Raw genomic sequence first — 21,769 nt, 5'->3', positions numbered from 1 at the left:
TGAACGAGTTAAGGAGGCAAAGAAAAAGAAAGAGAATGCTTTGGTCGTTTTATTTCCCTGCATTGCGGCACACTGGCTTTAAGGGACGGAAAACCATAAAAAAAAACCCGCGCAGCCTGCACGGGGTTTTGTAATAAAAAATAAGAATAATCAATAATTAGATCTTGATCAATCCCCTGTTTGTAAGCATTGGAGTGATATCAGGTTCATGACCCCTGAAATTGAGGAACATTTCGGCGTAATCTTCGGTGTTTCCTTTTGAAAGGATCATTTTTCTGAAGCGGTCCCCGTTTTCGCGAGTAAGTCCGCCGTGTTCCTCGAACCAGGTATAGGCATCATCATTCAGCATTTCTGTCCATAAATAAGCGTAATATCCCGCGGCATAACCATTTCCCCATATATGAAGGAAATAGCTGGAGCGGTAACGTGGTGGAACAACTTCCAGTGCTAAATTGGTTCTTTTCAGCGCTTCTTTTTCAAATTCATCTACATTTTTAATAGAATCTGAAGCGGCAATGGTATGCCATTGCATATCAAGTGAAGCTGCAGCCAATAGTTCGGTTAGGGAATATCCCTGGTTAAAAGTGGAAGATTTCTTAATCTTATCAACTAGTTCCTGCGGCATGAGCTCGCCGGTTTTGTAATGTTTCGCGTAATTCTTGAAAACCTTCGGATATGTGGCCCAATGCTCATTGAACTGTGAAGGGAACTCTACAAAATCTCGTGCAGTGTTGGTCCCGGAAAGAGAAGGATATTGCTGACTGGCAAAAAGGCCGTGTAAAGCATGTCCAAATTCATGGAACAAAGTGGAAACGTCATCAAAACTGATCAATGCGGGCTGCCCCGGTGCGGGCTTGGTAAAATTGGTAACATTGTAAACCACCGGTTTGGTATCGAGTAATTTTGACTGACCAACGATATTGTCCATCCAGGCACCACCCGATTTATTATCTCTTTTAAAATAATCGGTGTAAAAAAGTCCGATGGAAGAACTGTCGGCATCAAAAACCTCATAGACTTTTACATCTTCCTGATATACCGGAAGGTCGGTACGTTCTTTAAAACTAATTCCGTATAGTTCATGAGCAGCATAGAAAACGCCATTTTTAACCACATTATCCAGTTCGAAATAAGGTTTTACCTGGCTTTCGTCGAGATCATATTTTGCTTTGCGCACTTTTTCAGAATAATAGTTCCAGTCCCAGGGTTGCAATTCAAAATTTTCCCCTTCCTTACTGATCATCTTACGAATTTCTTCGGCTTCGGCTTTCACTTTTTTTCTTGCGGCAGGAACGAGTTTACTCAAAAATTCCTTTACATTTTCAGGATTTTTGGCCATTTGATTCTGAAGTTTCCATTCCGCAAAGTTTTTGAAACCTAATAATTTTGCCTGGTCGGCCCTAATTTCTGCAAGTCTGGCAACAATTTTACGCGTGTCTGTGCTGTCACCATGTTCGGCACGATTCCATGAATTTTCAAAAAGAGCCTTTCGGGTTTCCCTGTTTTTAAGGGATTGAAGGGCGGGTTGCTGGGTGGTATTTTGTAGCGTTAATAGAAATTTCTGCTTATAGCCATTGTCTTCAGCATTTTCTCTTGCGGCCTGTACTTCATTTTCAGGAAGTCCTGCGAGTTTTGTCAGGTCATCTACCAGAAAAGCACTTTCTTTAGTCGCTGCCAGTAAGCGGTTGGTGAATTGCGCACTTAATTTCGCTTCTTCCTCATTCAACTTTTTAAGCGCTGTTTTATCGTCTTCGTTGAGATTTGCCCCTGCAAGCTGAAAACGCTGATAATAATATTCAACCAGGCGCTTGGATTCTTTATCCAGTTGAAGGCTGTCAAGTTTCTCATAAAGACTTTTTACCCTTTGAAATAATTTGTCATTCAAAAAGATCTTATCCTGGTGGGCAGCGAGTTTTGGAGCTTCTTCTTCCTGTATTTCCTGAAGAGTTGGATTGGTATTGGCACTGGCCAGTAAATTGAAGATTCCGGAAACCCGATTAAGGGTCTGGCCACTTTTTTCCATTGCCACCAGGGTATTTTCAAAAGTCGCCGGTTCCGGATTATTAGCGATTTTTTCAATTTCTTCCATTTGTTCTTCCATTCCTTTTTCCATGGCAGGCTGGAAATCGCTGTCTTCAATTGCGTCAAAATTGGCGGTGCCATAAGGAAGTTCACTGGCTTGCAAAAGCGGATTGTTTTCATTGGAAGCAGTCTTTTTTGCCTCCTGTTTCTCCCCATCATTGCAGGCACCAACGATAAGTGCCAGCGCAATGGCCGGAGCTAAAATTATTCGTTTCATAAAAAATTATATTGATTTCTGAAAAGATTTTTTCTTTTTCTGTGTTGTGTAAGACCACAGAAAAACAGCTATAAATTTAAGTGGAATTTCTGACTTTTCCTTTTTCGGATTTAATTCAGCTTTTATTCAAAGGAAAACGAGGGCTAAGTTATTTAAAATGAATTCGATAATTAACGATTTCTTAGTGCTATAGTTAAATAGAATTAATGATCTGAAGGAAAAACTTTTATAGTTTTATCATAAATAAGCTAAGAAAGAGGAAAGGGTCAATTCTGAAATGATAGTCACGGCCCTTTTTTTATGCTTTTATCTCAACTGAAATGGTCTTTATTTTTTCCCTGATCCTTGAATTTTTGCAGTCGCTTTTTTGAAATATTTTTTCCTTAACCAGAAGGAAACACGCACCAGTAGGATCAATGCGGGAACTTCTACCAGCGGACCAATGACACCGGTGAAAGCCTGCCCCGAATTGAGTCCGAATACCGCGATGGCAACGGCGATTGCCAGTTCAAAATTATTTCCGGCAGCGGTAAATGCCACCGAAGCGGTTTTATCGTATTCGGCTCCCATGGCCCTGGAAAAGAAAAATCCGATTAAAAACATCAGGCTGAAATAGATAAGCAGGGGTACGGCGATTAACAAAATATCCATAGGAATTTCAACGATCAATTCTCCTTTTAGAGAGAACATCATTACAATGGTGAAAAGGAGTGCAATGAGGGTAATGGGCGATATCTTCGGAATAAAATTTTGCTTATACCAGTCTTCTCCTTTCAGATTTACCAGGATCCATCGGCTCCCTATTCCCATTAAAAAAGGTATTCCTAAATAAATCGCTACGCTTTCGGCAATGGTTCCGATTGAAATATTTACGATCGCGCCCTCAAAACCAAAATACGGAGGCAGGATGGTAATGAAAATCCACGCCTAAAAGCTATAGGCGAAAACCTGGAAAATACTGTTCAAAGCCACCAGGCCGGCTCCATATTCGCTGCTGCCTTCCGCCAGGTCATTCCACCAGGACCATGGCAATACAACGGGCAAGGCCTATAAGGATTAATCCGACCATATATTCAGGATGATCTCTTAAAAAGATAACAGCCAGCAGAAACATTAAGATCGGGCCAATGATCCAGTTGAGCAGGAGTGAGGTGAACAGGATCTTTTTATTTCTAAAAACTTTAGGCAGAAGAGAATAATTGACCTTTGCCAGTGGTGGATACATCATCAGGATAAGGCCGATAGCGATAGGAATATTAGTGGTTCCGCGGTTAAATGAGTTTATCGCATCAGGGAATGAAGGGAAAAAATAGCCAATTCCAACCCCTGCTGCCATAGCGATAAAGATCCAGAACGTAAGATTTCGATCCAGGAAGTTTAATCTTCTAGTTTTCACCAGAGCCGATTTTGGAAAATACATAATATAATTCAGTGGCTATCTGCAGATTCGTTTCCTGGTATTTTTCGGCCTGCCGTGAAGTATGATCAAAAGCTTTGGGGTCTTCGAAAGACATGGGTATTCTTTCCTGAGCACCCCGAATAAAAGGGCATTCGCTTTCTGCCCCAGAGCAGGTCATCACCGCGGCAAATCCAGATTGCGGATTAAAAGGATCGTCGAATTTCTTGGAAAATCCTATGACGGGATGCTCATTTTCGGCATATTTCACCGCGTAAACAGGATTCTTTGCTTCTGATATCTTGTACACTATAAACCCTGAATTTCTTAAAATTTCGGCAACCGTCGGAAAAAGAGCGGTGCTTTCAGTGCCTCCCGAATAACAAACAACGCTTTTTATTCCGAAATAAAAAGCAAGGCTTTGCGCCCATACCTGAGAAAAATGACTTCTTCTCGAATTGTGAGTGCAAATGAAATTAAGACGCACTTCTTGCTTATTTTCAACTTTTAAGCTGATAAAATCTATAAGTGGTCGTAAAATTTCTTTGCGTTCAGCAGGAATGTTTGCCGGTTGCAGATTCTTAATAATATTTTCCAACTGCGGAAAAAGAGATTGGCTGGTACTCATCGAATGCATTTAAATTTATTAGCAACAGTTTCCATTAGGTATACAACAGGTAGTTGCGCCTAATTGAGACAATTTTACCCGTGGTTTTTCAGTGGGAATACCACATTTGTCCTTTGCCAGGCAGTCGGTTTGGGTATGGACCAGCAGAAACCGGCGGCCGTCAAAATGCAGTTGATACTTCAGGATACTTTCACCCTGATATTCTACTTCGATCTCGGCATCGGGTAACTGCAGCTTTTCCTGAGCAAGTTCAATGATGTGAGTAAGTTTTTTTGGGCGCAGGCGGTGATGATGATCTCCGGCTGAAAACAGCTGAAAGGAGATCTTATTTTCATGGCGAAGGCTGCCTCCACAGTCAATAAAATCCTTCTGAATTTTTCCTATTTCTGTTATATGAAAATGTTTCGGTACCAGGCTGCCATCGGGCAACTGAAAGAGAATTTCATCAAGTTTCTGAAGGTAAGAGCTAAATTCTGATAATTTCATGATGACTTTTTTATTGCATTATTGCGATTGATGTAAGTAAAAATTTTTAGCAGCAATCGCTCTTCGGAATTTCCTTATACTGCTCAAAGAGTCCGACAAATAACTTCCCGGCCTTTTTCCAGTTTTCGGGATGAATACAATAATTTACCGAGACCCCTTCGATCGTGCCCTGTACCAGGCCGGCGTCCTTTAATTCTTTCAGGTGCTGACTGATCGTCGCCTGTGCCAGGCCGAGTTTGTCAACAAGATGCCCATTGATGCACTGGCTGGCTTTGAGAAGATGCTGAATGATGGCTACTCTTGCGGGGTGGGCCAGGGCTTTCGCCATTCGGGCGAATTCGTTCTGTTGATCGGTAAATAAGTCTGTTTTAGTAACTCCCATTGCTTAATAAATATATTGCAATATTACGATTAAAATTGATAAATTTTGAAACTACAGGTGGTTTTTTACTTTATAAAAGCATTCTTTTTCCTCCTTTCGCGGCTGATTCATTTATTTTTTCAACGATGATCACATCTTTAAGACCTTCTTCACTGGGAACCATTACTGGTTTGCCATTGAGGATCGCCAGGGCATCATCATCCATCTGAACCGCCTGCTGCATCTTTTGCATGGGCCTTAATATTTTTCCGTCGCTGGTTTTCCCCTGTACTCCGGAATACGATTGCATGGGATCGAGATAATACCAGCCGTTTTCGCAGGTCACTTCTAGCCTGTTAATGTTTTCTCCGAAACTTGTCTTACAATGGGCAGTAATACCGTTCGGAAATTCCAGTGTAAATTTGGTAGTTTCATCAACTTCATCAAACATATTTGGACGGGTGGTAGACTGTGTAGCCGACAAAGCGACGGGTTCCAGGTTTGTGGAATAGCGAGCGCCGTTGATGCAGTATACGCCCATATCATAGATCGCGCCACCTCCCATTTCTTTTTCAAGACGCCAGGGTGTGAGATTGCTGCCACCATAAAAACCTGCATCGGCCGTGAGTTTTTGAATGGAACCATAGGGTTTGGTTTTCGCCCATTCCATAATTTGTTTTGTATTCTTCTCGTGCTGCATACGATAGCCTATGGAAAGCTTCCTATTGTTCTTATTACAGGCCTCGATGATCTCGCGGCAACCTCTGGAAGTGCGTGCCATGGGTTTTTCACACCAAATATGTTTGCCGGCGTTTGCAGCGATGACGGCATATTTGGGATGCAGACTATTTGGAGTCACCACGTAGACGACGTCAATTTCCTCATTATTGGCAAGCTGGTGCATATTTTCATAATTATACACATTGCGGTCTTTGATGCCATATTTCTTCTGCCAGAGAGGAATTTTCTCAGGGCTGCCCGTTATGATCCCTCTTAATTCACAATTTTCAGTTTGCTGAAGTGCCGGCGCGAGGAGGCCGGTACTGTAATTTCCAAGTCCGAGCAAGGCCACTCCGAGTTTTTCTGAAGATCTTCTGAATTTGTAATACGGAAAGGGCAGGAGGGAGGCTGTAAGGAAAAGCCCCGATTTCTTTAAAAATGTCCTTCTATTATCCATAATGGCTGGTTTTTCAGAAAATTACAAATTATAAAATTTTAAAAGCTTTAATAAGAAAACTTTTCTCGATTCTGGAACCCAATTGTTAATAAAAAGTTCTTAAAAACAGTTAATTATCATTTCTTCAACACAGGATTAACGCTCTATTAGCAGCATTTATCCTGCATTGTATGTAATTTCATACAAAACTACTATGGCGATGCGCATCGATAAATTTTTGTACTTCTTAATGGCCGGAATTGGATTCTTACTGGCAGGTTGTAACCCAAATCCGAAGATCACAGATTCCATGGTGGATAGTTCCGCCAGGGTGCGTAACCCCATTATAAAAACTGAAGCAAAACTATATCGTCCCGAAATAAAATATCATTTGGATTCTTTAGAAAGTGCCGCGGCAATAGACAGCCTTTTCAGTTCCTATTCTCAGGATGAATTAGAGAACATTCTTGCTCTCAATCGTATTGATAAAAACCGGCTGAGAATAGGTCAAAAACTGATAATTCCCGATTGCGCGGCATCTAATTTCAATAGTTACAGCCCATTTCCACAATATTTGCCGGAAATTGCGTGTGTACCAAAAAGTGTACTTATAGCACAGCGAATCCAGGCTTTCGCATTGTACGAGAATGGATATCTTCTTAGGTGGGGACCCGTGAGTACCGGCAAAGGATCCACTCAAACTCCCAGCGGCCTGAATTATGGGAATTATAAGGCAAAGCGTAAGATCAGTACCATAGATCCTTCCTGGATCATGCCTTATTATTTCAATTTTATGAATAAGGAAGGTATTGGCACCCATGAATATTCTCTTCCCGGCTATCCGGCCAGTCACGGTTGCGTGAGGATGAGACAGGCCGATGCAAAATTCATTTATGACTGGGCAGAAATGTGGCAGCTTGAAGAAGGCAGAATTCAAAAGAATGGGACCCCATTTATAGTATTTGGAAAATATGATTTTTCAGCCGATAAACCCTGGTATGATCTTGCCAGTGATATGAAAGCTAATGATCTGAATGATACCGAGATCGATTCCCTTCGGGAATATCTCAACAGCTATCAGAATGATCCGCGAAATTTTCCAAATCCTGAACCGGGCGAAAGCCTGTTGGCAAGTTCAGCAAATGATACTATTTCTGTAAATTAGCAGAAAAACCCTCTCTCATGAAAAATCACTTCCGAATTGTTTTAAGTTTTTTTGCTCTACTTATTGTACAGGGCATCACTGCCCAAGAAACTTCTGTAATGATACGGGCAAAGGCTAAAGATGCCAAATTTATCGGTTCTTCCATCGGCGGAGCAAAGATCATTGTTAGAAATAACCTGACCGGGGAAATTCTGGACCAGGGAATTACAAGCGGCGGCACCGGAAATACTGACAGGATCATGAAAGAAGACTGGAAAAGGCATGTAACCCTTTCCGATGAAAACACTGCCGGTTTTCTTGCTCATTTAGATATCAGGGAACCTCTATTTGTAACAGTTGAAGCTTATGCGCCCTTTAATAAAAAACAGGCAACCATAAAGAGTAGCACACAGTTTTGGGTGATTCCGGGGAAAGATATTTTGGGAGACGGCATAGTGCTGGAAATTCCGGGATTTGTGGTAGATATTCTTTCGCCTCAAACCCATGAAGTAATTTCTGCTGAAGAAAAAATAGAGATAAAGGCCAATATTGTCATGATGTGTGGTTGTCCGGTAACAGATGGAGGGATTTGGGATGCTTCAGAATATGAGATCAAGGCCCGAATTACCGGTGAAGACGGGAAAACTTCTGAAGTTGCCTTAAAACAAACTGAAAAATCCAGCACTTTTTCCGCAGAAACCAAACTGGCTCCCGGACTTTACGAAGTAATGGTATATGCTTTTGATCCCAGCACGGGAAATACCGGGCTTGATAAGACCAACATTATTGTAAGAGGAAATTAACCGTCCAGCAGACCTAAAGCTTCAATAGTTTTGAGCACACCGTTCTCGTTATTATCGAACTCGGTAATATGTTTGCTCACGTCTTTGATGTCGCGGTGTGCATTTTTCATCGCGTAACTGTGGGTGGCGACCTTCATCATTTCAAGATCATTCAAATAATCGCCAAATACGAGGGTTTCATCGGGAGAAATTCCCAGTTCCTGCTGCACGCCTTTAATGGCGTTTCCTTTATTGGCATCAAGCGCGGTAATATCAATATAGACTTTTGCCGCCACCGCAACTTTGTACCTGTCGGTATAATTCACAAAATGCGGATAGGTATTATCTTCCACTCCATTAAAATTGCACAAGGTCACCTTCAAAATAGTGTCGTTAACATTGGTAAGATCCTTAACAATTTTAAGTCTTTCATAAAATTGCGAAACCTCAGCTATAAATTCCTTATCATCGCTTTCCACATAAGCCGATTCCTTTCCGCATAAAACCAGGTTGGTATGCTCCAGTTTTCGTCCCATTTTGATAAAACCCATGGCCGCTTCTCGTTCCAGCGGATTCACATAAAGCTCTTTTCCTTTATGATAAACATAGGTCCCATTTTCTGCAAAGAACATCGTACGATCTTTTATCCTTTCTACAGTCATCTCGAGATTGTAAAACTGTCGGCCACTGGCGATAGAAAAAAGAATGCCGTTATCGGTAAGTTTTTTCTCTGCTTCCCAAAAGCCGGGAGGCAGTTGATGCTTATCGTTTAAAAGAGTGCCGTCCATATCGGTCACAATCAGCTTGATCATAGGTGTTTTTTTGAAGCCCCAAAAATAAGGCAATAACAGCGGAATAGGTTTAAAAGACTGTTATTTTTTGAAAGCCACTGAAGAGCATCGAAAAAAATAAATTTTCTATGGATAAGATTTTCCTATATAAACCTTGCTTAAGAAGCTTCTTTTAAATAATCTTACAAAGTAGCACTCTGGAAAAGAATGGCATCTACGAGACCGCTGAAGATACTCATGATTATCGCCAGCCATACCGAAGACCAGAACCCGTGGATTTTAAAATCGGAACTTATTTTATCTGCGATTTCAATAATAATGGCATAGGCGATCACACGAGTAACAAAACCAATTCCTAAAAAGTAAAATATTCCGAGGGTAGCAAAATTTAGGATAGCGGTAAGGAGCCAGCTTAATAAAAAGCTGAGAATTCCTATAATAAAAGCCACTATAACAGCCGATTTGAAGCCTTTAAGTTCAACGCTGGAGAGAAGCCTGGCCATAATTAGAAGCACTATGGCGTCTACCAGTATGTGGGCAATCCATTGTAACATAATAGAAGGTTTAAAAGTTAGTCTCCTACTAAGATAACTAAAATGAAGTTAAATTATTCATTTTCATCTTTCTGGAGCCTTGGAGCTAAGGTAGTTGGTTCTTTATGAATGGCTACCTCCCAGAGGGCTTTAAAATTAGCGAGTTTTTCTCGTTGCTTCAGGCGGTTATCGGTGGTATAAGCATGTTGGTTGGCCACAAAGCCATTATAATTAAGACCAAGATGAGAAGCTATGTAAAGCGCTCTGGGAAGGTGAAATCGTTGAGTCACTACAATGGCATTTTTTACTCCAAAGAGTTTACCTGCCCGGTACATGCTGTCATAGGTATCTAAACCGGCATGATCGGCAGTGATATCGCTGCCGGGAATACCCCTTTCTTCAAGATAATTCACCATGGCTGCTACCTCATTGTAATCGTCGCTGCGATGGTCCCCGGTGACCAGGAAATTTTTTACTTTTCCTGCTTCGTAGAGTCTGATCGCAGTATCTACCCGATCCTTAAGAATAGGAGAAAGTCGGCCATTGGCGTGAACACTGGCCCCCAAAATTATCACTGTATTAGCTGAAGGAACTTCCGTTATATCATTGTAAATCAAAGGAGCCGTCTGCCGCACAAAAATCGTTTCCACCGCGAGAACAGCGAAAATAACCAGCACCAGACCTATTACAAAAGAGAGGATAAATTTTTTTAGCCTTTTCATAGTAATTATGCCGATTTACAGCCGAAGATAACCATAATAATTGGATGTATTAAGATAATTTATGCCATAACGCCGGGCGATGCTATGGCATTGTGTAAATTTGTAAATAAAAGGAATTTAGGTTTATGAGCAATCTTAGAGCTTTAAAATGGCGTTATGCAACTAAAAAATTCGATCGGGATAAAATGCTACCTGCTGAAAAGCTGGATGTTTTAAAACATACTTTCAACCTTACAGCCACTTCTTATGGCTTGCAGCCCCTTAAAATGATTGTTATTTCCAATAAAGCGATCCAAAAGAAATTGAAGGATTTTTCTTTTGGCCAAAAACAGATAGATACCGCTTCTCATGTGCTGGTGATTTGTATTGAAAAGGAAGTAGGCGAGCAGTTCATCAAAGATTATTTCAATCGCGTAAAACATGTGAGGGAGACTCCCGAAGAAATTCTGGGACCTTTTCAGGATTTTCTGGTAAATGATTTTAAGGCAAAGGCCAAGGAAGAGATCGAAGCCTGGGCGGTGAATCAGGCTTATCTGGCACTGGGAACCCTGCTAACCGTTTGCGCTACCGAAGAGATAGATGCATGCCCAATGGAAGGTTTTGAACCGGAGAAATATGACGAGTTTTTAAAACTTGATGAGAAAAATCTCCAATCGGTATTAGTGCTCCCCGTGGGTTACAGGGCTAAAGACGATATGTTCTCCAGCATGAAAAAAGTACGAAGGCCTTTGGAAGAAGTTATTATTGAAATTGATTAATAGGTAACGTAATCGGTTATTTCCAGGCCGTAGCCAATCATTCCCACACGTTTTTTTTGCCGACTGTTAGACAGCAGGCGAATTTTATGTATTTCCAGGTCGTGAAGTATCTGCGCCCCAATTCCAAAGTCTTTATTGTCCATTTGTACCGGAGGAGCTTTTAATTCTCCTTGTTTCTGATTCTCTTTCAATTGGGAAAGGCGATGCAAAAGGTTCTGAGATTGAGATTCAGGATTTATAAAAACAATAGCACCACGGCCTTCTTCATTGATCGCCCTGAACATACTGTCAAGCTTTTTATCGGCATCATTGGTGAGGGTTCCGAGAATATCATTATTAACCTGTGTAGAATTTACACGAACCAGAACTTCTTCATTAGGTTTCCAGTTTCCTTTGGTAAGTGCAATATGAATCTGGGAGTTTGTTGTTTGCCGGTAAGCACGAAGGCGAAATTCACCAAATCGTGTCTTCACTTCAAAATCTTCCTTTTTCTCGATCAGGGAGTCGTGTTGCATTCGGTAGGCAATAAGATCTTCTATCGAAACGATTTTGAGATCGAATTTCCTGGCTACTTCTATCAGTTGAGGGAGCCTTGCCATGGTTCCGTCTTCGTTCATGATCTCCACAATAACCCCGGCAGGAGCAAAACCGGCCAGTCTTGCGAAGTCTATGGCAGCTTCAGTATGCCCCGTTCTTCTAAGCACCCCGCCTTCTTTCGCTTTCAGCGGAAAAATATGGCCCGGGCGGTTAAGATCATAAGGTTTGGTTTCCGAATCTATAAGAGATTTTATGGTTTTAGCTCGATCAGCAGCAGAAATTCCCGTGGTAACACCTTTTCCCCGAAGATCTACAGAAATGGTAAAAGCAGTTTCCATGGGATCGGTATTGTTGCCTACCATCATTTCTAATTTCAGTTCATCGCAACGCGGCTCGGTAATTGGCGCACAAATGAGTCCGCGGCCATGAGTGGCCATGAAATTGATCATTTCGGGAGTCACTTTTTCAGCGGCAGCAAGAAAATCTCCTTCATTTTCCCGATCAACATCATCTACCACAATGATAACTTTTCCTTCACGGATATCATCAATGGCTTCCTGAATGCTGTCTAATTTAACCGAATATTGATTTTTTGTAGCCTGCGCCATGAATTTTTTTTGTGGCCGTAAAGATATTTATTCTGATTTATTTTTCCTGATAACTCCAAGCTTTTTAAAGAGCTTTTTAAAAGGAGCTATAAAATTGTCGAAGACAAAAAGTCCCTGGTCTGTAGTGGCCCGGTAAGTAAGAAAAATCCCCAGCGGAAGCATGATAAGAGTGGATAGCCAGGTAGCGATAAAAGGACTAATACTCCCGTCTTCTGCTGAATTTTTAGCGAAAATTCCGATAAAATGATAGGTAAGAAAGAGGAAAACAGCCACTACAATTGGTAAACCCATGCCTCCCTTACGGATAATTGCCCCCAAAGGTGCGCCAACAAAGAAAAGCACAATACAGGCAACGGCAAGTACATATTTTTCATGAAGGGCAATTTCGAACTTATTGATCTGTTTCGTACCGATCTTGAATTCCTGTTTTTTCATTCCCAGGTGTGCCTGAATCGAATTTAATGATCCCAGCGCGAGATTCGCCACCTGTGCAGCATCATAAGGAGTGAGCATATCTATAATGCTGTTTCCTACCTGTACGGTAGTATCTTTTGCATTAAAATGGCGATCCATAACTGGAACGGCGGTACGCCTGTACATATCCTGCCGGAACTTTTCCATATTGTTATTATAACTTACCGAAAAGGAATCAATACTTTTTCTTAGCTCATTGATCTTCAGCATTCCGGAAGCTGAATTATAACTTTCCTCATTTAGATCGACATTATTAAAATCTGAAAGATCTATATTGATAATATATTTATCAAAATAACTTTTTGCAAAGGGTTTTCGTTGACGTTTACTAAAATCACCTGGCTGTACCTCGTCGTAATAATTTCCTTCTTTCAAGATCAGTGAAAGCACGTCAGAATCGGTACTGCCAACAAGTTCTCCTTCCTTAGCCTTAATTACGGTATGGTTTCCTCCTCTGGGAGTTTTTTTATGGATAATGACATTTTTCAGGTAATGATCATTCTCGCCATATTTATCTTCTACTTTGATATTGAAATCGCCGAGATCGTTAAAAACGCCTTCGGTGATCGCCATTGCGGGTTTGAGCTGGGCGATATTCTTTCTAAGGTTTATAGATTTAAATTCAGCTTCAGGAATTACATTATTTGCAAAAAAGAAGGCGACGAGGCTAATGAAGAATATAAAAACGGTAAGTCCCCGCATCGCACGCTGCAGGGAGATACCTGATGATTTCATGGCTGCAAACTCATAGTTTTCGGCAAAACTACCAAAGGTCATGATGGAAGTAAGCAGGATGGTGAGCGGTAATACCAGGGGTACCAGTTTTGGTGAAAAATAAAGGAGGAATTTTAAAATTACCCCAATATCCAGGTCTTTCCCTGCCAATTCACCAATGTACAGCCAGATGGTCTGGAGCACAAAAATGAACATGAGTATGATGAAGACCGAAAAGAATGTTTTTAGGTAACTGGTTAGTATGTACCGGTCAAGTATTTTCAAATTAGTCTAAACGGTTGATGTAATAATTACTGTATCGATCCTCGTCAAAAGTAAAAAGATTTTTTGCAAGCGGTTGATCGGTTTTAAAGCTTTTTACAGTAATTGTTACTTTAGTGCCGTTTTCCTGGGTTTGGATAAGATTATAAATATTCTTTGTTTGTTTGTCTATTCCAAGCAGGATATTCTTGATCTCGGCATTGCTGTCTTTAGGAGTGAGTTTCACATACTGGATCTCCCTGCCGTTGACATTCTGGGTGATATCCATATCATAGTTATACCCGTCTTCATAAAAAGTGAACATTTTTGAAGGGGTAATGCTGTTGGTATCATCTTCAGAATAGTTTGAAATATTGATCTCTTCATCTTCTGGGATGATGGTATATATTTTTTTACCATCGAACATCTGCGTGGTTCCCATCAGGTTCAGAACATATTTGTCCCCATCGATGCTTACATCTCCACGCGTTTCCTGGTGCACATTTTCTTTGCTATTATCCAGGGCGTACTTAAATTCGATCACCATATTATCATACGATTTCACTTTTTTTGAAACTTCATTCAGAAGTTTCTCTGCCGGTTTCGAATTTTGTGCCTGCACATTAAAGGCCATGATCGCAGCCAGGATAAATACTAATTTTTTCATTGTGAGTTTTTAATTGTTTGGTTCTTCATTTAATAGCTGATCGAGCGCCGCAAGATCGCTTACTAAAACCTGCCGTGCCTTGCTTCCTTCAAAAGGGCCAACAATGCCTGCGGCTTCCAGTTGATCAATAATTCTACCTGCACGGTTATAGCCTAATTTCAGCTTTCTTTGAAGTAATGATGCAGAGCCCTGCTGGGCGGTGACGATCACTTCTGCGGCTTCGCGGAACAGTTTGTCCCGCTCGCTCACATCTATATCAACTCCTGTGCCACTTTCCTCACTTTCGTAGGCCGGAAGCTGATGCGCATCGGGATAGGCTTTTTGTGAACCAATAAATTCTGTGATCTTGTCAACTTCGGGAGTATCTACAAAGGCACACTGAAGCCTTCTAAGTTCGTTCCCCTGGGTGAAGAGCATATCACCCCGGCCAATTAGCTGATCGGCTCCCTGGTTATCCAGAATGGTGCGCGAGTCGATCTTTGAAGTTACGCGGAAAGCAATTCGTGCGGGGAAGTTGGCCTTGATAATACCGGTAATAACATTTACGGAAGGCCTTTGTGTGGCGATGATCAAATGAATTCCTATTGCCCTGGCGAGCTGTGCGAGTCGGGCGATGGGAGTTTCAACCTCTTTCCCGGCGGTCATGATCAGGTCGGCAAACTCATCAACCACCAAAACGATATAGGGCAAAAATTTGTGGCCGTCGTTCGGATTTAGTTTCCTGGCCTTGAATTTTGTGTTGTATTCTTTAATATTCCGGCACATGGCATCCTTCAGCAGTTCGTAGCGGTTGTCCATTTCGATACATAATGAATTCAGCGTATTGATCACCTTGGTATTATCGGTAATAATGGCCTCTTCGGTATCTGGAAGTTTCGCCAGGTAATGTCGTTCTATTTTGTTGAAAAGCGTGAGTTCCACCTTTTTTGGATCGACCAGTACAAACTTCACTTCAGCGGGATGTTTGCAATAAAGCAGGGAGGCCAGAATGGCGTTCAATCCAACCGATTTCCCCTGACCCGTCGCCCCGGCCATTAGCAGGTGAGGCATTTTTGCCAGGTCGACCACAAAAGTTTCATTAGAGATGGTTTTTCCCAGCGCCATGGGCAATTCCATCTCGGCATTTTGAAATTTTGGTGAAGAGATCACCGAACGCATGGAAACGATACTCGGATTTTTATTAGGCACCTCTATACCGATAGTTCCGCGGCCGGGGATGGGCGCGATAATCCGGATTCCCAGCGCAGAGAGTGATAAGGCGATATCGTCTTCAAGGTTTTTGATCTTCGAGATACGTATTCCCGCTTCGGGAACTATCTCGTAAAGGGTAACCGTGGGGCCAACAGTAGCTTTGATCTGCGCGATATCGATCTTGTAATTCTTGAGGGTATCAACAATACGGTTTTTATTGTCCTCGAGTTCCTCCTGGTTGATGGTTATCCCGCCGCCATAATCTTTTAAAAGATCGATGGTTGGAAATTTATAATTCTTCAGTTCCAGAGTGGGGTCAAATTCCCCAAAATCTTTCACCAGTTTTTTGCTTAAATTATCTTCTTCCTCTTCTTCAGCGGCAGCTTCAACCTCCATAGAAACGTCTTCTTCAGGTTCTTTGATAGTGGGTTCTTCTGAAGGTTCAGGCTTGTTTTTTTCGGAAAGATCAATGGTTTTTTCAGGTTTTTCTTCCTTGATAGCGGCTTTTTCCTTCCAGTCTATTTCCTCTTCGGTTTCACTTACTGGAATTTCAGCATCTTTAAATCCGTCTTTCAATTCTTTTTTGCCAGAACGGAAAAATTCTATGACCATTTCCGGAGTCATCTTCAGCCTAATAGTGAGATAAGCTATAAAAAGGAAGAGCATCAGCAGAATTGTTCCAAAGAAGCCGAGATAATCCTGAAGAAAATCATTCATTTCATAACCAATGCGGCCGCCAAGAATGGCGTAAGAACCGGCAAAAAATCCGAAGAAAACCGAGAACCATATCATCACAAGTGTCCCCCAGAACCAGAATTTCTTAAGATTGTTATTGCTAAAACCCAGGAATAGATAGATCCCACTTAGAAATATCAGGAAAGCCATTGTGAAAGAAGCTATTCCGAAACCTTTATAGATAAAAAAGTCGCTTACCGCTGCACCAAATTTGCTCAGCCAGTTTTGAGCCTCTGCTTCACGGTTGGTAAATTCATTCAGCACACTCTGGTCTGCCTGCCAGTTAAAAAGAAACGATACGAAGGCGATGATGAGGGCCAGGCCAAAAAGCATCAGGAAACTTCCAAAAACCACTTTTTGATGCCGGTTAAGTTTCAACGAAAATTTACGGGATGAAGTACGGGTTTTTTTGGTTTTAGCTTTCTTTTTGGCCATAGGTAGCTCCGGGAATTTTGGCAAAAATACAAATTAGCCTCTTCTAAAATAAAGAAAAGATATTGTATTTAAAATTAACATTTTTTATTCAGAATGTGCAGTAAATATGATATTCGTCAGTGTGTAATTAAGTTAAGCCTGTAATTTTGTGAGTATCATTATTTATTTCTGAATTGTAACGCGCTCATTTAAATTAAATTTTATGAAAACAATCATCGTCGCTACCGATTTTTCCGCCGAAGCTGAAAATGCCCTGAATTATGCGGCTTCTTTCGCCCAGAAAGTAGGAGCGCGCATCATTATTTTCAATTCCTTTACGATCCCTTCCCATTTTGGCAATTCGCTTTTACCGGCTGAAGCCTTAATAGGGCTTGAAGAAGAGAACCAGGAACTTTTAAAATTAAAATGTGAAAGCCTGGCTTCCCGTTTTGGCATAGAAACCCATTATGAATCAAGTATGATGTCTGAGGTGCCGGAAGAATTGAAATGGCTGTATAAAAAATATGAGGCTGATCTTATCGTTATGGGAATGACTGAAAAAGCCCTGGATCAGGATCTTTTTGGAAATACTACCACCTCGGCTATTAGAAAACACAGTTACCCTGTTTTAACTGTTCCGCCCGAGGCAAAATTTAATGGCATCAGGAACATTCTTTTTGCATACGATGATGTGGTTGAAGGGCGGCAGCAGATTTCAGATAAAATAAAGTTACTGGCCGATTTTTTCAAAGCCAAAATCGAAATTTTTCATGTGAACCGCAATTTGAAAAAGGAATGTTCCCGAACTATTCTTCAGGAATTCGAAGGCTCCGACTACGATTTCAAAGAGATAAAATCTGATATGATCCTAAATGAGATCAGGCAGGAGATCAAAACTTTACCTGCAGACCTCCTGGTAATGATTCCGCAGAAGTATAATTTCTGGGAATCTATTATTCACCGCAGCAAAACGAGGATCATGGCATCAGAATCGGCAATTCCGGTATTGTCTATTCCGTTAACTTCCTGAACTCAGGGCTGCCTAAATCATTTTTAAGATCACGCTTAGGTGTAGGATTTTAACCCGGTTAGAAAATATAAGGGAAATAAATAAAAGCGGCGATAATAACTGCCGTAACTGCGGCAATAAAGACCGAGCCCGCGGCAACATCTTTGATATGGCCGATCTTCGCATGGAAATCGGGGTGTACAAAGTCGGCAATTGCTTCAACGGCTGTGTTCAATCCTTCAGCGGTCATCACCAGGCCAATGGCAAAGAACTGCGCGATCCATTCGGTTTTCGAGATGTCGAAATAAAGTCCGGCAATACACACCAAAATTGAAATAACAAACTGCACCTGAATGCTAGGCTCATGCATTAACAACAGCCATGCGCCTTTCATCGCGTATCCACCTCCTCTGATCCTTTTTCCGAGGAAACTGTTTTTCATTATAAAAGCGTTTTCAGTGCTGCAAGATAATCAGGTTCCTCCTCAATTTTAGGCACCTGTTCAGAATAAATTACTTTTCCGGTTTCGTCCAGAACCAAAACGGCTCTTGAGAGAAGGGTTTCCCAGGGGCCATCAATCATTTCAACGCCGTAGTCCTTTCCAAAATTCCGGTCTTTGAAATCGGAGAGGTTTACCACGTTTTTCAGGCCTTCATCGTTAACAAACCGCTGTTGCGCAAAGGGAAGGTCCCGGGATATACATAAAACAACGGTATTGTCAAGTTTTGTTGCCTTCTCGTTGAAATTTTTGACCGAAGTGGCACAGACACCGGTGTCTATACTTGGAAAAATATTCATTATTATTCTTTTTCCTTTAAAGTCTTCTAAGGTTGCAATGGAAAGATCAGATTTGATTAATTCAAAATGGGGAGCCTTTTCTCCAATTGGGGGAAGGTTCCCATAGGTCGTCACTTTTTCTCCTTCAAAATCTATTTTTGCCATATTGTGATGGTTTTACTCCTTATAAATTTAGAAGAATGAAAACGGCTTATTACTAAAATTTTCATAAAACAGAAAAGGCTGCCTTCTTGCGAAAACAGCCTTTATTTATGGGGATGAAGAAAGTTATTTGTCTATAGAACCTAACACTTTCTTCACAAAATTATTAGCGGCATCCCTTTCGGGAACTCCGTCTTCAATCATTTTATGGACTTCCACAGCTCCGCAAAGGTTGGTGAGCAATTCGCCTATCACATCCATTTCTTCTTCAGAAACCGAGCGGTGTTCGGTGAAATTTTCCAGCACTTCTATAGTGTGCTCAAGCTTCTCAACCTCATTGTTCTTCTGCAGATGTCTAATTACTGGTAACTTCATCGACTAAGTTTTTTAACTGGTCAAACTTATTGGTTTGAACCTGATTCTTAAAACTTCCGTTTTTAAAGGTCGCGAAGGTTGGCAGGTTATCAACGGTAGCCAGTTTACGCGATTCCGGATATTTTTCAGCATCCACCATTATAAATTTAGCATTTTCGTTTTCTGAAGCCAGTTTTTTGAACTTGGGCTTCATCAAACGGCAGTTTCCGCACCATCCGGCCATGTATTGCACAACCACTGTTTCGTTGTTTTCTACCAGTTCGCTTAAGTTATCCTGTTCTAATTCGTGAATCATAGCAATAATTTTCCCGTTTTCTTAATTTAAGCTAAGGTAGTTAGCAACACCTTCGCGGTCAGCATTCATCGCTTCTTTACCTTCTTCCCAGTTGGCAGGGCAAACCTCTCCTTTTTCCTGAACGTGAGTGTAAGCGTCGATCAAACGAAGGAATTCATTTACGTTTCTTCCAAGTGGCATATGGTTAATGCTTTCGTGGAAAATTGTTCCTTCCTCATCGATAAGATAGGTTGCACGGTAAGTTACATTATCACCTTCAACGGTCAAAGCACCTGTTTCCTCATCATAAGATTCATTGGAGATATCAAGAATATCAAGTCTTGAGCTAAGGTTGCGATTAGAATCGGCAAGAATTGGGTAAGTTACACCTTCGATTCCCCCGTTATCTTTTGGAGTGTTTAACCAGGCGAAGTGAACTTCGGGAGTATCACAGGAAGCTCCGATCACCATTACATTTCTTTTTTCAAATTCTTCCAGAGCTTTTTGAAAAGCGTGAAGTTCGGTTGGGCACACAAAGGTGAAATCTTTTGGGTACCAGAAAAGCAATACTTTTTTATTGTTTTTCTGGGCCTCTTCCAAAACATTTATTTGGAAAGTGTCACCCATCCCATTCATTGCGTTTACGCTAAGATTTGGAAATTTTTTTCCTACTAAAGCCATATTGTTAGATCGTTTTAAAAATTAAACTATTTATCTTTCTTTTTCACCAACAAAATTAAGCCTTAAGCTCTGTTTTTAAAGGAATGAAAATTCTAAAATTTTATTGTTAAATAGAAGTTGCTTATAGCTTTTAATATTTACAATAAATGGAATTTATAATTAGCAGATTGACAGAAATTTAAGTCTGGAATTAAACAATTCTTATTTTTTCTTGTCGGTAAGTCTCCTGATTTTAATATTCAATGCCGCGTAGAGTAAAGTCATAAACGGACTCAGGTAATTGAAAAAGGCGTAACCAATATAACTTAAGGTAGGTACTCCAAGCACTCCGCTATGGTAAGCACCACAGGTATTCCAAGGAACAAGAACAGAGGTAACCGTACCTGAATCTTCGAGCGTTCGGCTAAGGTTTTCAGGAGCAAGGCCTTTTTCCCGGTAAGCGTTTGCAAACATTTTACCCGGGACGACAATGGCCAGGTATTGATCTGAAGCTGTCGCATTCAGAGCCACACAACTTCCTACCGTGCTGGCAAACAAACCAAAAGTGGTATGGAACATATTCAGTAATGCCTTGCTGATTTTTGCCAGGGCTCCGATGGCTTCCATAATTCCGCCAAAAACCATCGCACAAAGTATAAGCCAGATGGTTCCGAGCATTCCGGCCATTCCACTGGAAGCAAAAAGATCATTTAAAGCCTCTGAATCGGTTTGTACGGCGGTATCAACGGTGATGGCTTTCATAATGCCTTTATAGCCGCTGATAAAATCTAAATGTTCACTGCCACTAATCGCCAGGACCACATGAGGCTGTGCGATAAGGGCGGCAACGGCTCCCAGCAGTGTTCCTATAAGAAGGGCTACGAGAGGAGAGGTTTTCTTTATAATAAGGACAATAACTATCACGGGCACCAGGAACAGCCACGGACTTATATTAAAAGCTGAATCTATAGAATTAAGGATGGCCGAAGTGTCGGTAGTTCCATGAGTATCAAGATTCAGGCCTATGATGATGAAAATAATGATGGTAATGGTTATTGTAGGCACCGTGGTAATTGCCATATATCTTATATGTGTAAAAAGATCGGTTCCCGCCATGGCAGGTGCAAGGTTGGTAGTGTCGCTTAAGGGCGACATTTTATCACCAAAATAAGCTCCCGAAAGTATGGCCCCGGCAGTCATTCCCAGCGGAATTCCCAAGGCATCGGCAATTCCCACCAGCGCGATTCCTACCGTAGCTGAGGTGGTCCAGGAACTTCCAGTGGCGACAGAAATAATGGAGCAAATAATCACAGTTGCTGCCAGAAAAATCGTCGGATTCAGAATTTGGAGTCCGTAATAGATCATCGTGGGAATAATTCCACTTATCAGCCATGTCCCAGCAAGCGCTCCAACCATCAGAAGGATCAAAATCGCTCCTGCCGTACTCTGTATATTTCGGGCTACTTCATCGAGCATGGTTTCAAACTTCACTTTATTGAAATGGCCTACTATTGCGGCGACTGCTCCTCCCATTAAAAGAATAAACTGATTGGACCCGTCTAATGCTGAATCGCCAAAAACCCAGACGTTAAAGGCTAGCATTCCGATAAGTGCAACAACGGGAATAAGGGCTTCCCAGATATTCAGTTCGCGATTCTCAATGATTGGTTCATTTTCTGGATTCGCAGTAGAGTTTTCCATATAATTATTTGATATCTCAGTATTTAAAAATAAAAACCTCACCACAACTTCTGTTTTCAGAATTGTGGTGAGGTCTTCATTTTAAAACCGGTCGTTAATTTTGATCATTTTTTCTGATCGTAATTTTACGACTTTCGGTTTAATCCTGCAAAAA

Annotated in this window: 22 protein-coding genes and 1 pseudogene; 4 read left to right on the top strand and 19 right to left on the bottom strand. The window is 41.3% G+C overall.

Annotated features, from left to right (window positions below; genetic code table 11):
* Nucleotides 1–157: 157 nt before the first annotated feature.
* The 6 genes and pseudogenes from dcp to C7S20_RS18215 all read right to left on the bottom strand — a co-directional run bounded on the left by dcp (nt 158) and on the right by C7S20_RS18215 (nt 6,347).
* Nucleotides 158–2,299 (bottom strand): peptidyl-dipeptidase Dcp, encoded by a 2,142-nt coding sequence (dcp, locus tag C7S20_RS18240; RefSeq protein ID WP_107013799.1) that lies wholly within the window; start codon nt 2,297–2,299, stop codon nt 158–160.
* Nucleotides 2,300–2,626: 327 nt separating this feature from the next.
* Nucleotides 2,627–3,719: pseudogene (arsB, locus tag C7S20_RS18235) on the bottom strand (ACR3 family arsenite efflux transporter).
* On the bottom strand, nt 3,685–4,323 hold the full coding sequence (locus tag C7S20_RS18230) for an arsenate-mycothiol transferase ArsC (RefSeq protein ID WP_107013798.1): 639 nt from the start codon (nt 4,321–4,323) through the stop codon (nt 3,685–3,687). The pseudogene arsB and the gene C7S20_RS18230 overlap by 35 nt, the downstream one beginning before the upstream one ends.
* Before the next feature lie 18 nt (nt 4,324–4,341).
* Entirely contained in the window at nt 4,342–4,809 is a 468-nt protein-coding gene (locus tag C7S20_RS18225; RefSeq protein ID WP_107013797.1) for a DUF6428 family protein, read from the bottom strand.
* A gap of 46 nt (nt 4,810–4,855) precedes the next feature.
* The gene (locus tag C7S20_RS18220; protein ID WP_107013796.1) at nt 4,856–5,191 is read right to left on the bottom strand and encodes an ArsR/SmtB family transcription factor; all 336 of its coding nucleotides are present in this window, start codon (nt 5,189–5,191) and stop codon (nt 4,856–4,858) included.
* Nucleotides 5,192–5,261: 70 nt separating this feature from the next.
* Nucleotides 5,262–6,347 (bottom strand): Gfo/Idh/MocA family protein, encoded by a 1,086-nt coding sequence (locus C7S20_RS18215; protein WP_107013795.1) that lies wholly within the window; start codon nt 6,345–6,347, stop codon nt 5,262–5,264.
* A gap of 193 nt (nt 6,348–6,540) precedes the next feature.
* Here C7S20_RS18215 and C7S20_RS18210 point away from each other — a divergent pair, with 193 nt between their 5' ends.
* Complete coding sequence (locus C7S20_RS18210; protein ID WP_107013794.1) at nt 6,541–7,491, top strand: L,D-transpeptidase; 951 nt, start codon at nt 6,541–6,543, stop codon at nt 7,489–7,491.
* A gap of 17 nt (nt 7,492–7,508) precedes the next feature.
* Complete coding sequence (locus tag C7S20_RS18205) at nt 7,509–8,273, top strand: hypothetical protein (protein ID WP_107013793.1); 765 nt, start codon at nt 7,509–7,511, stop codon at nt 8,271–8,273.
* On the opposite strand, the gene C7S20_RS18200 is transcribed toward C7S20_RS18205, so the two are convergent.
* The 3 genes from C7S20_RS18200 to C7S20_RS18190 form a co-directional block, all read right to left on the bottom strand.
* On the bottom strand, nt 8,270–9,064 hold the full coding sequence (locus C7S20_RS18200) for an HAD family hydrolase (RefSeq protein ID WP_107013792.1): 795 nt from the start codon (nt 9,062–9,064) through the stop codon (nt 8,270–8,272). The two genes, C7S20_RS18205 and C7S20_RS18200, sit on opposite strands and share 4 nt — an antisense overlap.
* 161 nt (nt 9,065–9,225) lie before the next feature.
* A complete protein-coding gene (locus C7S20_RS18195) occupies nt 9,226–9,597 on the bottom strand; it encodes a phage holin family protein (protein WP_107013791.1) in 372 nt (123 codons plus the stop codon).
* A gap of 53 nt (nt 9,598–9,650) precedes the next feature.
* A complete protein-coding gene (locus C7S20_RS18190) occupies nt 9,651–10,298 on the bottom strand; it encodes a SanA/YdcF family protein (RefSeq protein ID WP_107013790.1) in 648 nt (215 codons plus the stop codon).
* Between the two features lie 125 nt (nt 10,299–10,423).
* Here C7S20_RS18190 and C7S20_RS18185 point away from each other — a divergent pair, with 125 nt between their 5' ends.
* Nucleotides 10,424–11,056 (top strand): NAD(P)H-dependent oxidoreductase, encoded by a 633-nt coding sequence (locus tag C7S20_RS18185; RefSeq protein ID WP_107013789.1) that lies wholly within the window; start codon nt 10,424–10,426, stop codon nt 11,054–11,056.
* Here C7S20_RS18185 and ribB read toward each other — a convergent pair.
* From ribB to C7S20_RS18165, 4 genes are read right to left on the bottom strand one after another with little or no spacing between them, the layout of a single operon-like run.
* Entirely contained in the window at nt 11,053–12,201 is a 1,149-nt protein-coding gene (ribB, locus tag C7S20_RS18180; protein WP_107013788.1) for a 3,4-dihydroxy-2-butanone-4-phosphate synthase, read from the bottom strand. The genes C7S20_RS18185 and ribB overlap by 4 nt on opposite strands.
* A gap of 27 nt (nt 12,202–12,228) precedes the next feature.
* Complete coding sequence (locus tag C7S20_RS18175) at nt 12,229–13,674, bottom strand: LptF/LptG family permease (protein WP_107013787.1); 1,446 nt, start codon at nt 13,672–13,674, stop codon at nt 12,229–12,231.
* A gap of 1 nt (nt 13,675) precedes the next feature.
* The gene (gene lolA1 / locus C7S20_RS18170; protein WP_107013786.1) at nt 13,676–14,317 is read right to left on the bottom strand and encodes an outer membrane lipoprotein periplasmic chaperone LolA1; all 642 of its coding nucleotides are present in this window, start codon (nt 14,315–14,317) and stop codon (nt 13,676–13,678) included.
* 9 nt (nt 14,318–14,326) lie between these two features.
* Entirely contained in the window at nt 14,327–16,678 is a 2,352-nt protein-coding gene (locus tag C7S20_RS18165; RefSeq protein WP_107013785.1) for a DNA translocase FtsK, read from the bottom strand.
* Nucleotides 16,679–16,880: 202 nt separating this feature from the next.
* Between C7S20_RS18165 and C7S20_RS18160 the strand changes: the two genes are divergently transcribed.
* Entirely contained in the window at nt 16,881–17,687 is an 807-nt protein-coding gene (locus C7S20_RS18160) for a universal stress protein (protein ID WP_107013784.1), read from the top strand.
* Between the two features lie 58 nt (nt 17,688–17,745).
* On the opposite strand, the gene C7S20_RS18155 is transcribed toward C7S20_RS18160, so the two are convergent.
* The 6 genes from C7S20_RS18155 to nhaC form a co-directional block, all read right to left on the bottom strand.
* Entirely contained in the window at nt 17,746–18,108 is a 363-nt protein-coding gene (locus C7S20_RS18155) for a diacylglycerol kinase (protein ID WP_107013783.1), read from the bottom strand.
* Nucleotides 18,108–18,608 (bottom strand): thiol peroxidase, encoded by a 501-nt coding sequence (gene tpx, locus C7S20_RS18150; protein ID WP_107013782.1) that lies wholly within the window; start codon nt 18,606–18,608, stop codon nt 18,108–18,110. Before tpx ends, C7S20_RS18155 begins: the two co-directional genes overlap by 1 nt.
* Before the next feature lie 123 nt (nt 18,609–18,731).
* Nucleotides 18,732–18,980 carry a DUF6952 family protein gene (locus C7S20_RS18145; RefSeq protein ID WP_107013781.1) on the bottom strand — a complete coding sequence of 83 codons (249 nt, stop codon included), beginning with the start codon at nt 18,978–18,980 and terminating at the stop codon, nt 18,732–18,734.
* Complete coding sequence (locus C7S20_RS18140; protein WP_107013780.1) at nt 18,961–19,275, bottom strand: thioredoxin family protein; 315 nt, start codon at nt 19,273–19,275, stop codon at nt 18,961–18,963. Before C7S20_RS18140 ends, C7S20_RS18145 begins: the two co-directional genes overlap by 20 nt.
* A 21-nt stretch (nt 19,276–19,296) precedes the next feature.
* The gene (locus tag C7S20_RS18135) at nt 19,297–19,935 is read right to left on the bottom strand and encodes a peroxiredoxin (protein ID WP_107013779.1); all 639 of its coding nucleotides are present in this window, start codon (nt 19,933–19,935) and stop codon (nt 19,297–19,299) included.
* A 201-nt stretch (nt 19,936–20,136) separates the two neighbouring features.
* On the bottom strand, nt 20,137–21,615 hold the full coding sequence (nhaC, locus tag C7S20_RS18130) for a Na+/H+ antiporter NhaC (protein WP_107013778.1): 1,479 nt from the start codon (nt 21,613–21,615) through the stop codon (nt 20,137–20,139).
* Nucleotides 21,616–21,769: the final 154 nt, after the last annotated feature.

This window comes from Christiangramia fulva (genome assembly GCF_003024155.1).
Lineage (GTDB): Bacteria > Bacteroidota > Bacteroidia > Flavobacteriales > Flavobacteriaceae > Christiangramia > Christiangramia fulva.
The sequence above is the reverse complement of the archived record's forward strand: the minus strand, read 5'-3'. Positions and strand labels throughout refer to the sequence as shown.

Excerpts from the sequence above, each read along its gene's own strand:
- dcp (WP_107013799.1), bottom strand. The coding sequence starts at position 2,299 with ATGAAACGAATAATTTTAGCTCCGGCCATTGCGCTGGCACTTATCGTT.
- C7S20_RS18215 (WP_107013795.1), bottom strand. The coding sequence starts at position 6,347 with ATGGATAATAGAAGGACATTTTTAAAGAAATCGGGGCTTTTCCTTACA.
- C7S20_RS18220 (WP_107013796.1), bottom strand. The coding sequence starts at position 5,191 with ATGGGAGTTACTAAAACAGACTTATTTACCGATCAACAGAACGAATTC.
- C7S20_RS18230 (WP_107013798.1), bottom strand. The coding sequence starts at position 4,323 with ATGAGTACCAGCCAATCTCTTTTTCCGCAGTTGGAAAATATTATTAAG.
- C7S20_RS18190 (WP_107013790.1), bottom strand. The coding sequence starts at position 10,298 with ATGAAAAGGCTAAAAAAATTTATCCTCTCTTTTGTAATAGGTCTGGTG.
- C7S20_RS18210 (WP_107013794.1), top strand. The coding sequence starts at position 6,541 with ATGGCGATGCGCATCGATAAATTTTTGTACTTCTTAATGGCCGGAATT.
- C7S20_RS18145 (WP_107013781.1), bottom strand. The coding sequence starts at position 18,980 with ATGAAGTTACCAGTAATTAGACATCTGCAGAAGAACAATGAGGTTGAG.
- C7S20_RS18205 (WP_107013793.1), top strand. The coding sequence starts at position 7,509 with ATGAAAAATCACTTCCGAATTGTTTTAAGTTTTTTTGCTCTACTTATT.
- C7S20_RS18155 (WP_107013783.1), bottom strand. The coding sequence starts at position 18,108 with ATGAAAAACAGTTTCCTCGGAAAAAGGATCAGAGGAGGTGGATACGCG.
- C7S20_RS18185 (WP_107013789.1), top strand. The coding sequence starts at position 10,424 with ATGAGCAATCTTAGAGCTTTAAAATGGCGTTATGCAACTAAAAAATTC.
- C7S20_RS18140 (WP_107013780.1), bottom strand. The coding sequence starts at position 19,275 with ATGATTCACGAATTAGAACAGGATAACTTAAGCGAACTGGTAGAAAAC.
- C7S20_RS18135 (WP_107013779.1), bottom strand. The coding sequence starts at position 19,935 with ATGGCTTTAGTAGGAAAAAAATTTCCAAATCTTAGCGTAAACGCAATG.
- C7S20_RS18160 (WP_107013784.1), top strand. The coding sequence starts at position 16,881 with ATGAAAACAATCATCGTCGCTACCGATTTTTCCGCCGAAGCTGAAAAT.
- nhaC (WP_107013778.1), bottom strand. The coding sequence starts at position 21,615 with ATGGAAAACTCTACTGCGAATCCAGAAAATGAACCAATCATTGAGAAT.
- ribB (WP_107013788.1), bottom strand. The coding sequence starts at position 12,201 with ATGGCGCAGGCTACAAAAAATCAATATTCGGTTAAATTAGACAGCATT.
- tpx (WP_107013782.1), bottom strand. The coding sequence starts at position 18,608 with ATGGCAAAAATAGATTTTGAAGGAGAAAAAGTGACGACCTATGGGAAC.
- C7S20_RS18165 (WP_107013785.1), bottom strand. The coding sequence starts at position 16,678 with ATGGCCAAAAAGAAAGCTAAAACCAAAAAAACCCGTACTTCATCCCGT.
- C7S20_RS18200 (WP_107013792.1), bottom strand. The coding sequence starts at position 9,064 with ATGATCAAGCTGATTGTGACCGATATGGACGGCACTCTTTTAAACGAT.
- C7S20_RS18195 (WP_107013791.1), bottom strand. The coding sequence starts at position 9,597 with ATGTTACAATGGATTGCCCACATACTGGTAGACGCCATAGTGCTTCTA.
- lolA1 (WP_107013786.1), bottom strand. The coding sequence starts at position 14,317 with ATGAAAAAATTAGTATTTATCCTGGCTGCGATCATGGCCTTTAATGTG.
- C7S20_RS18225 (WP_107013797.1), bottom strand. The coding sequence starts at position 4,809 with ATGAAATTATCAGAATTTAGCTCTTACCTTCAGAAACTTGATGAAATT.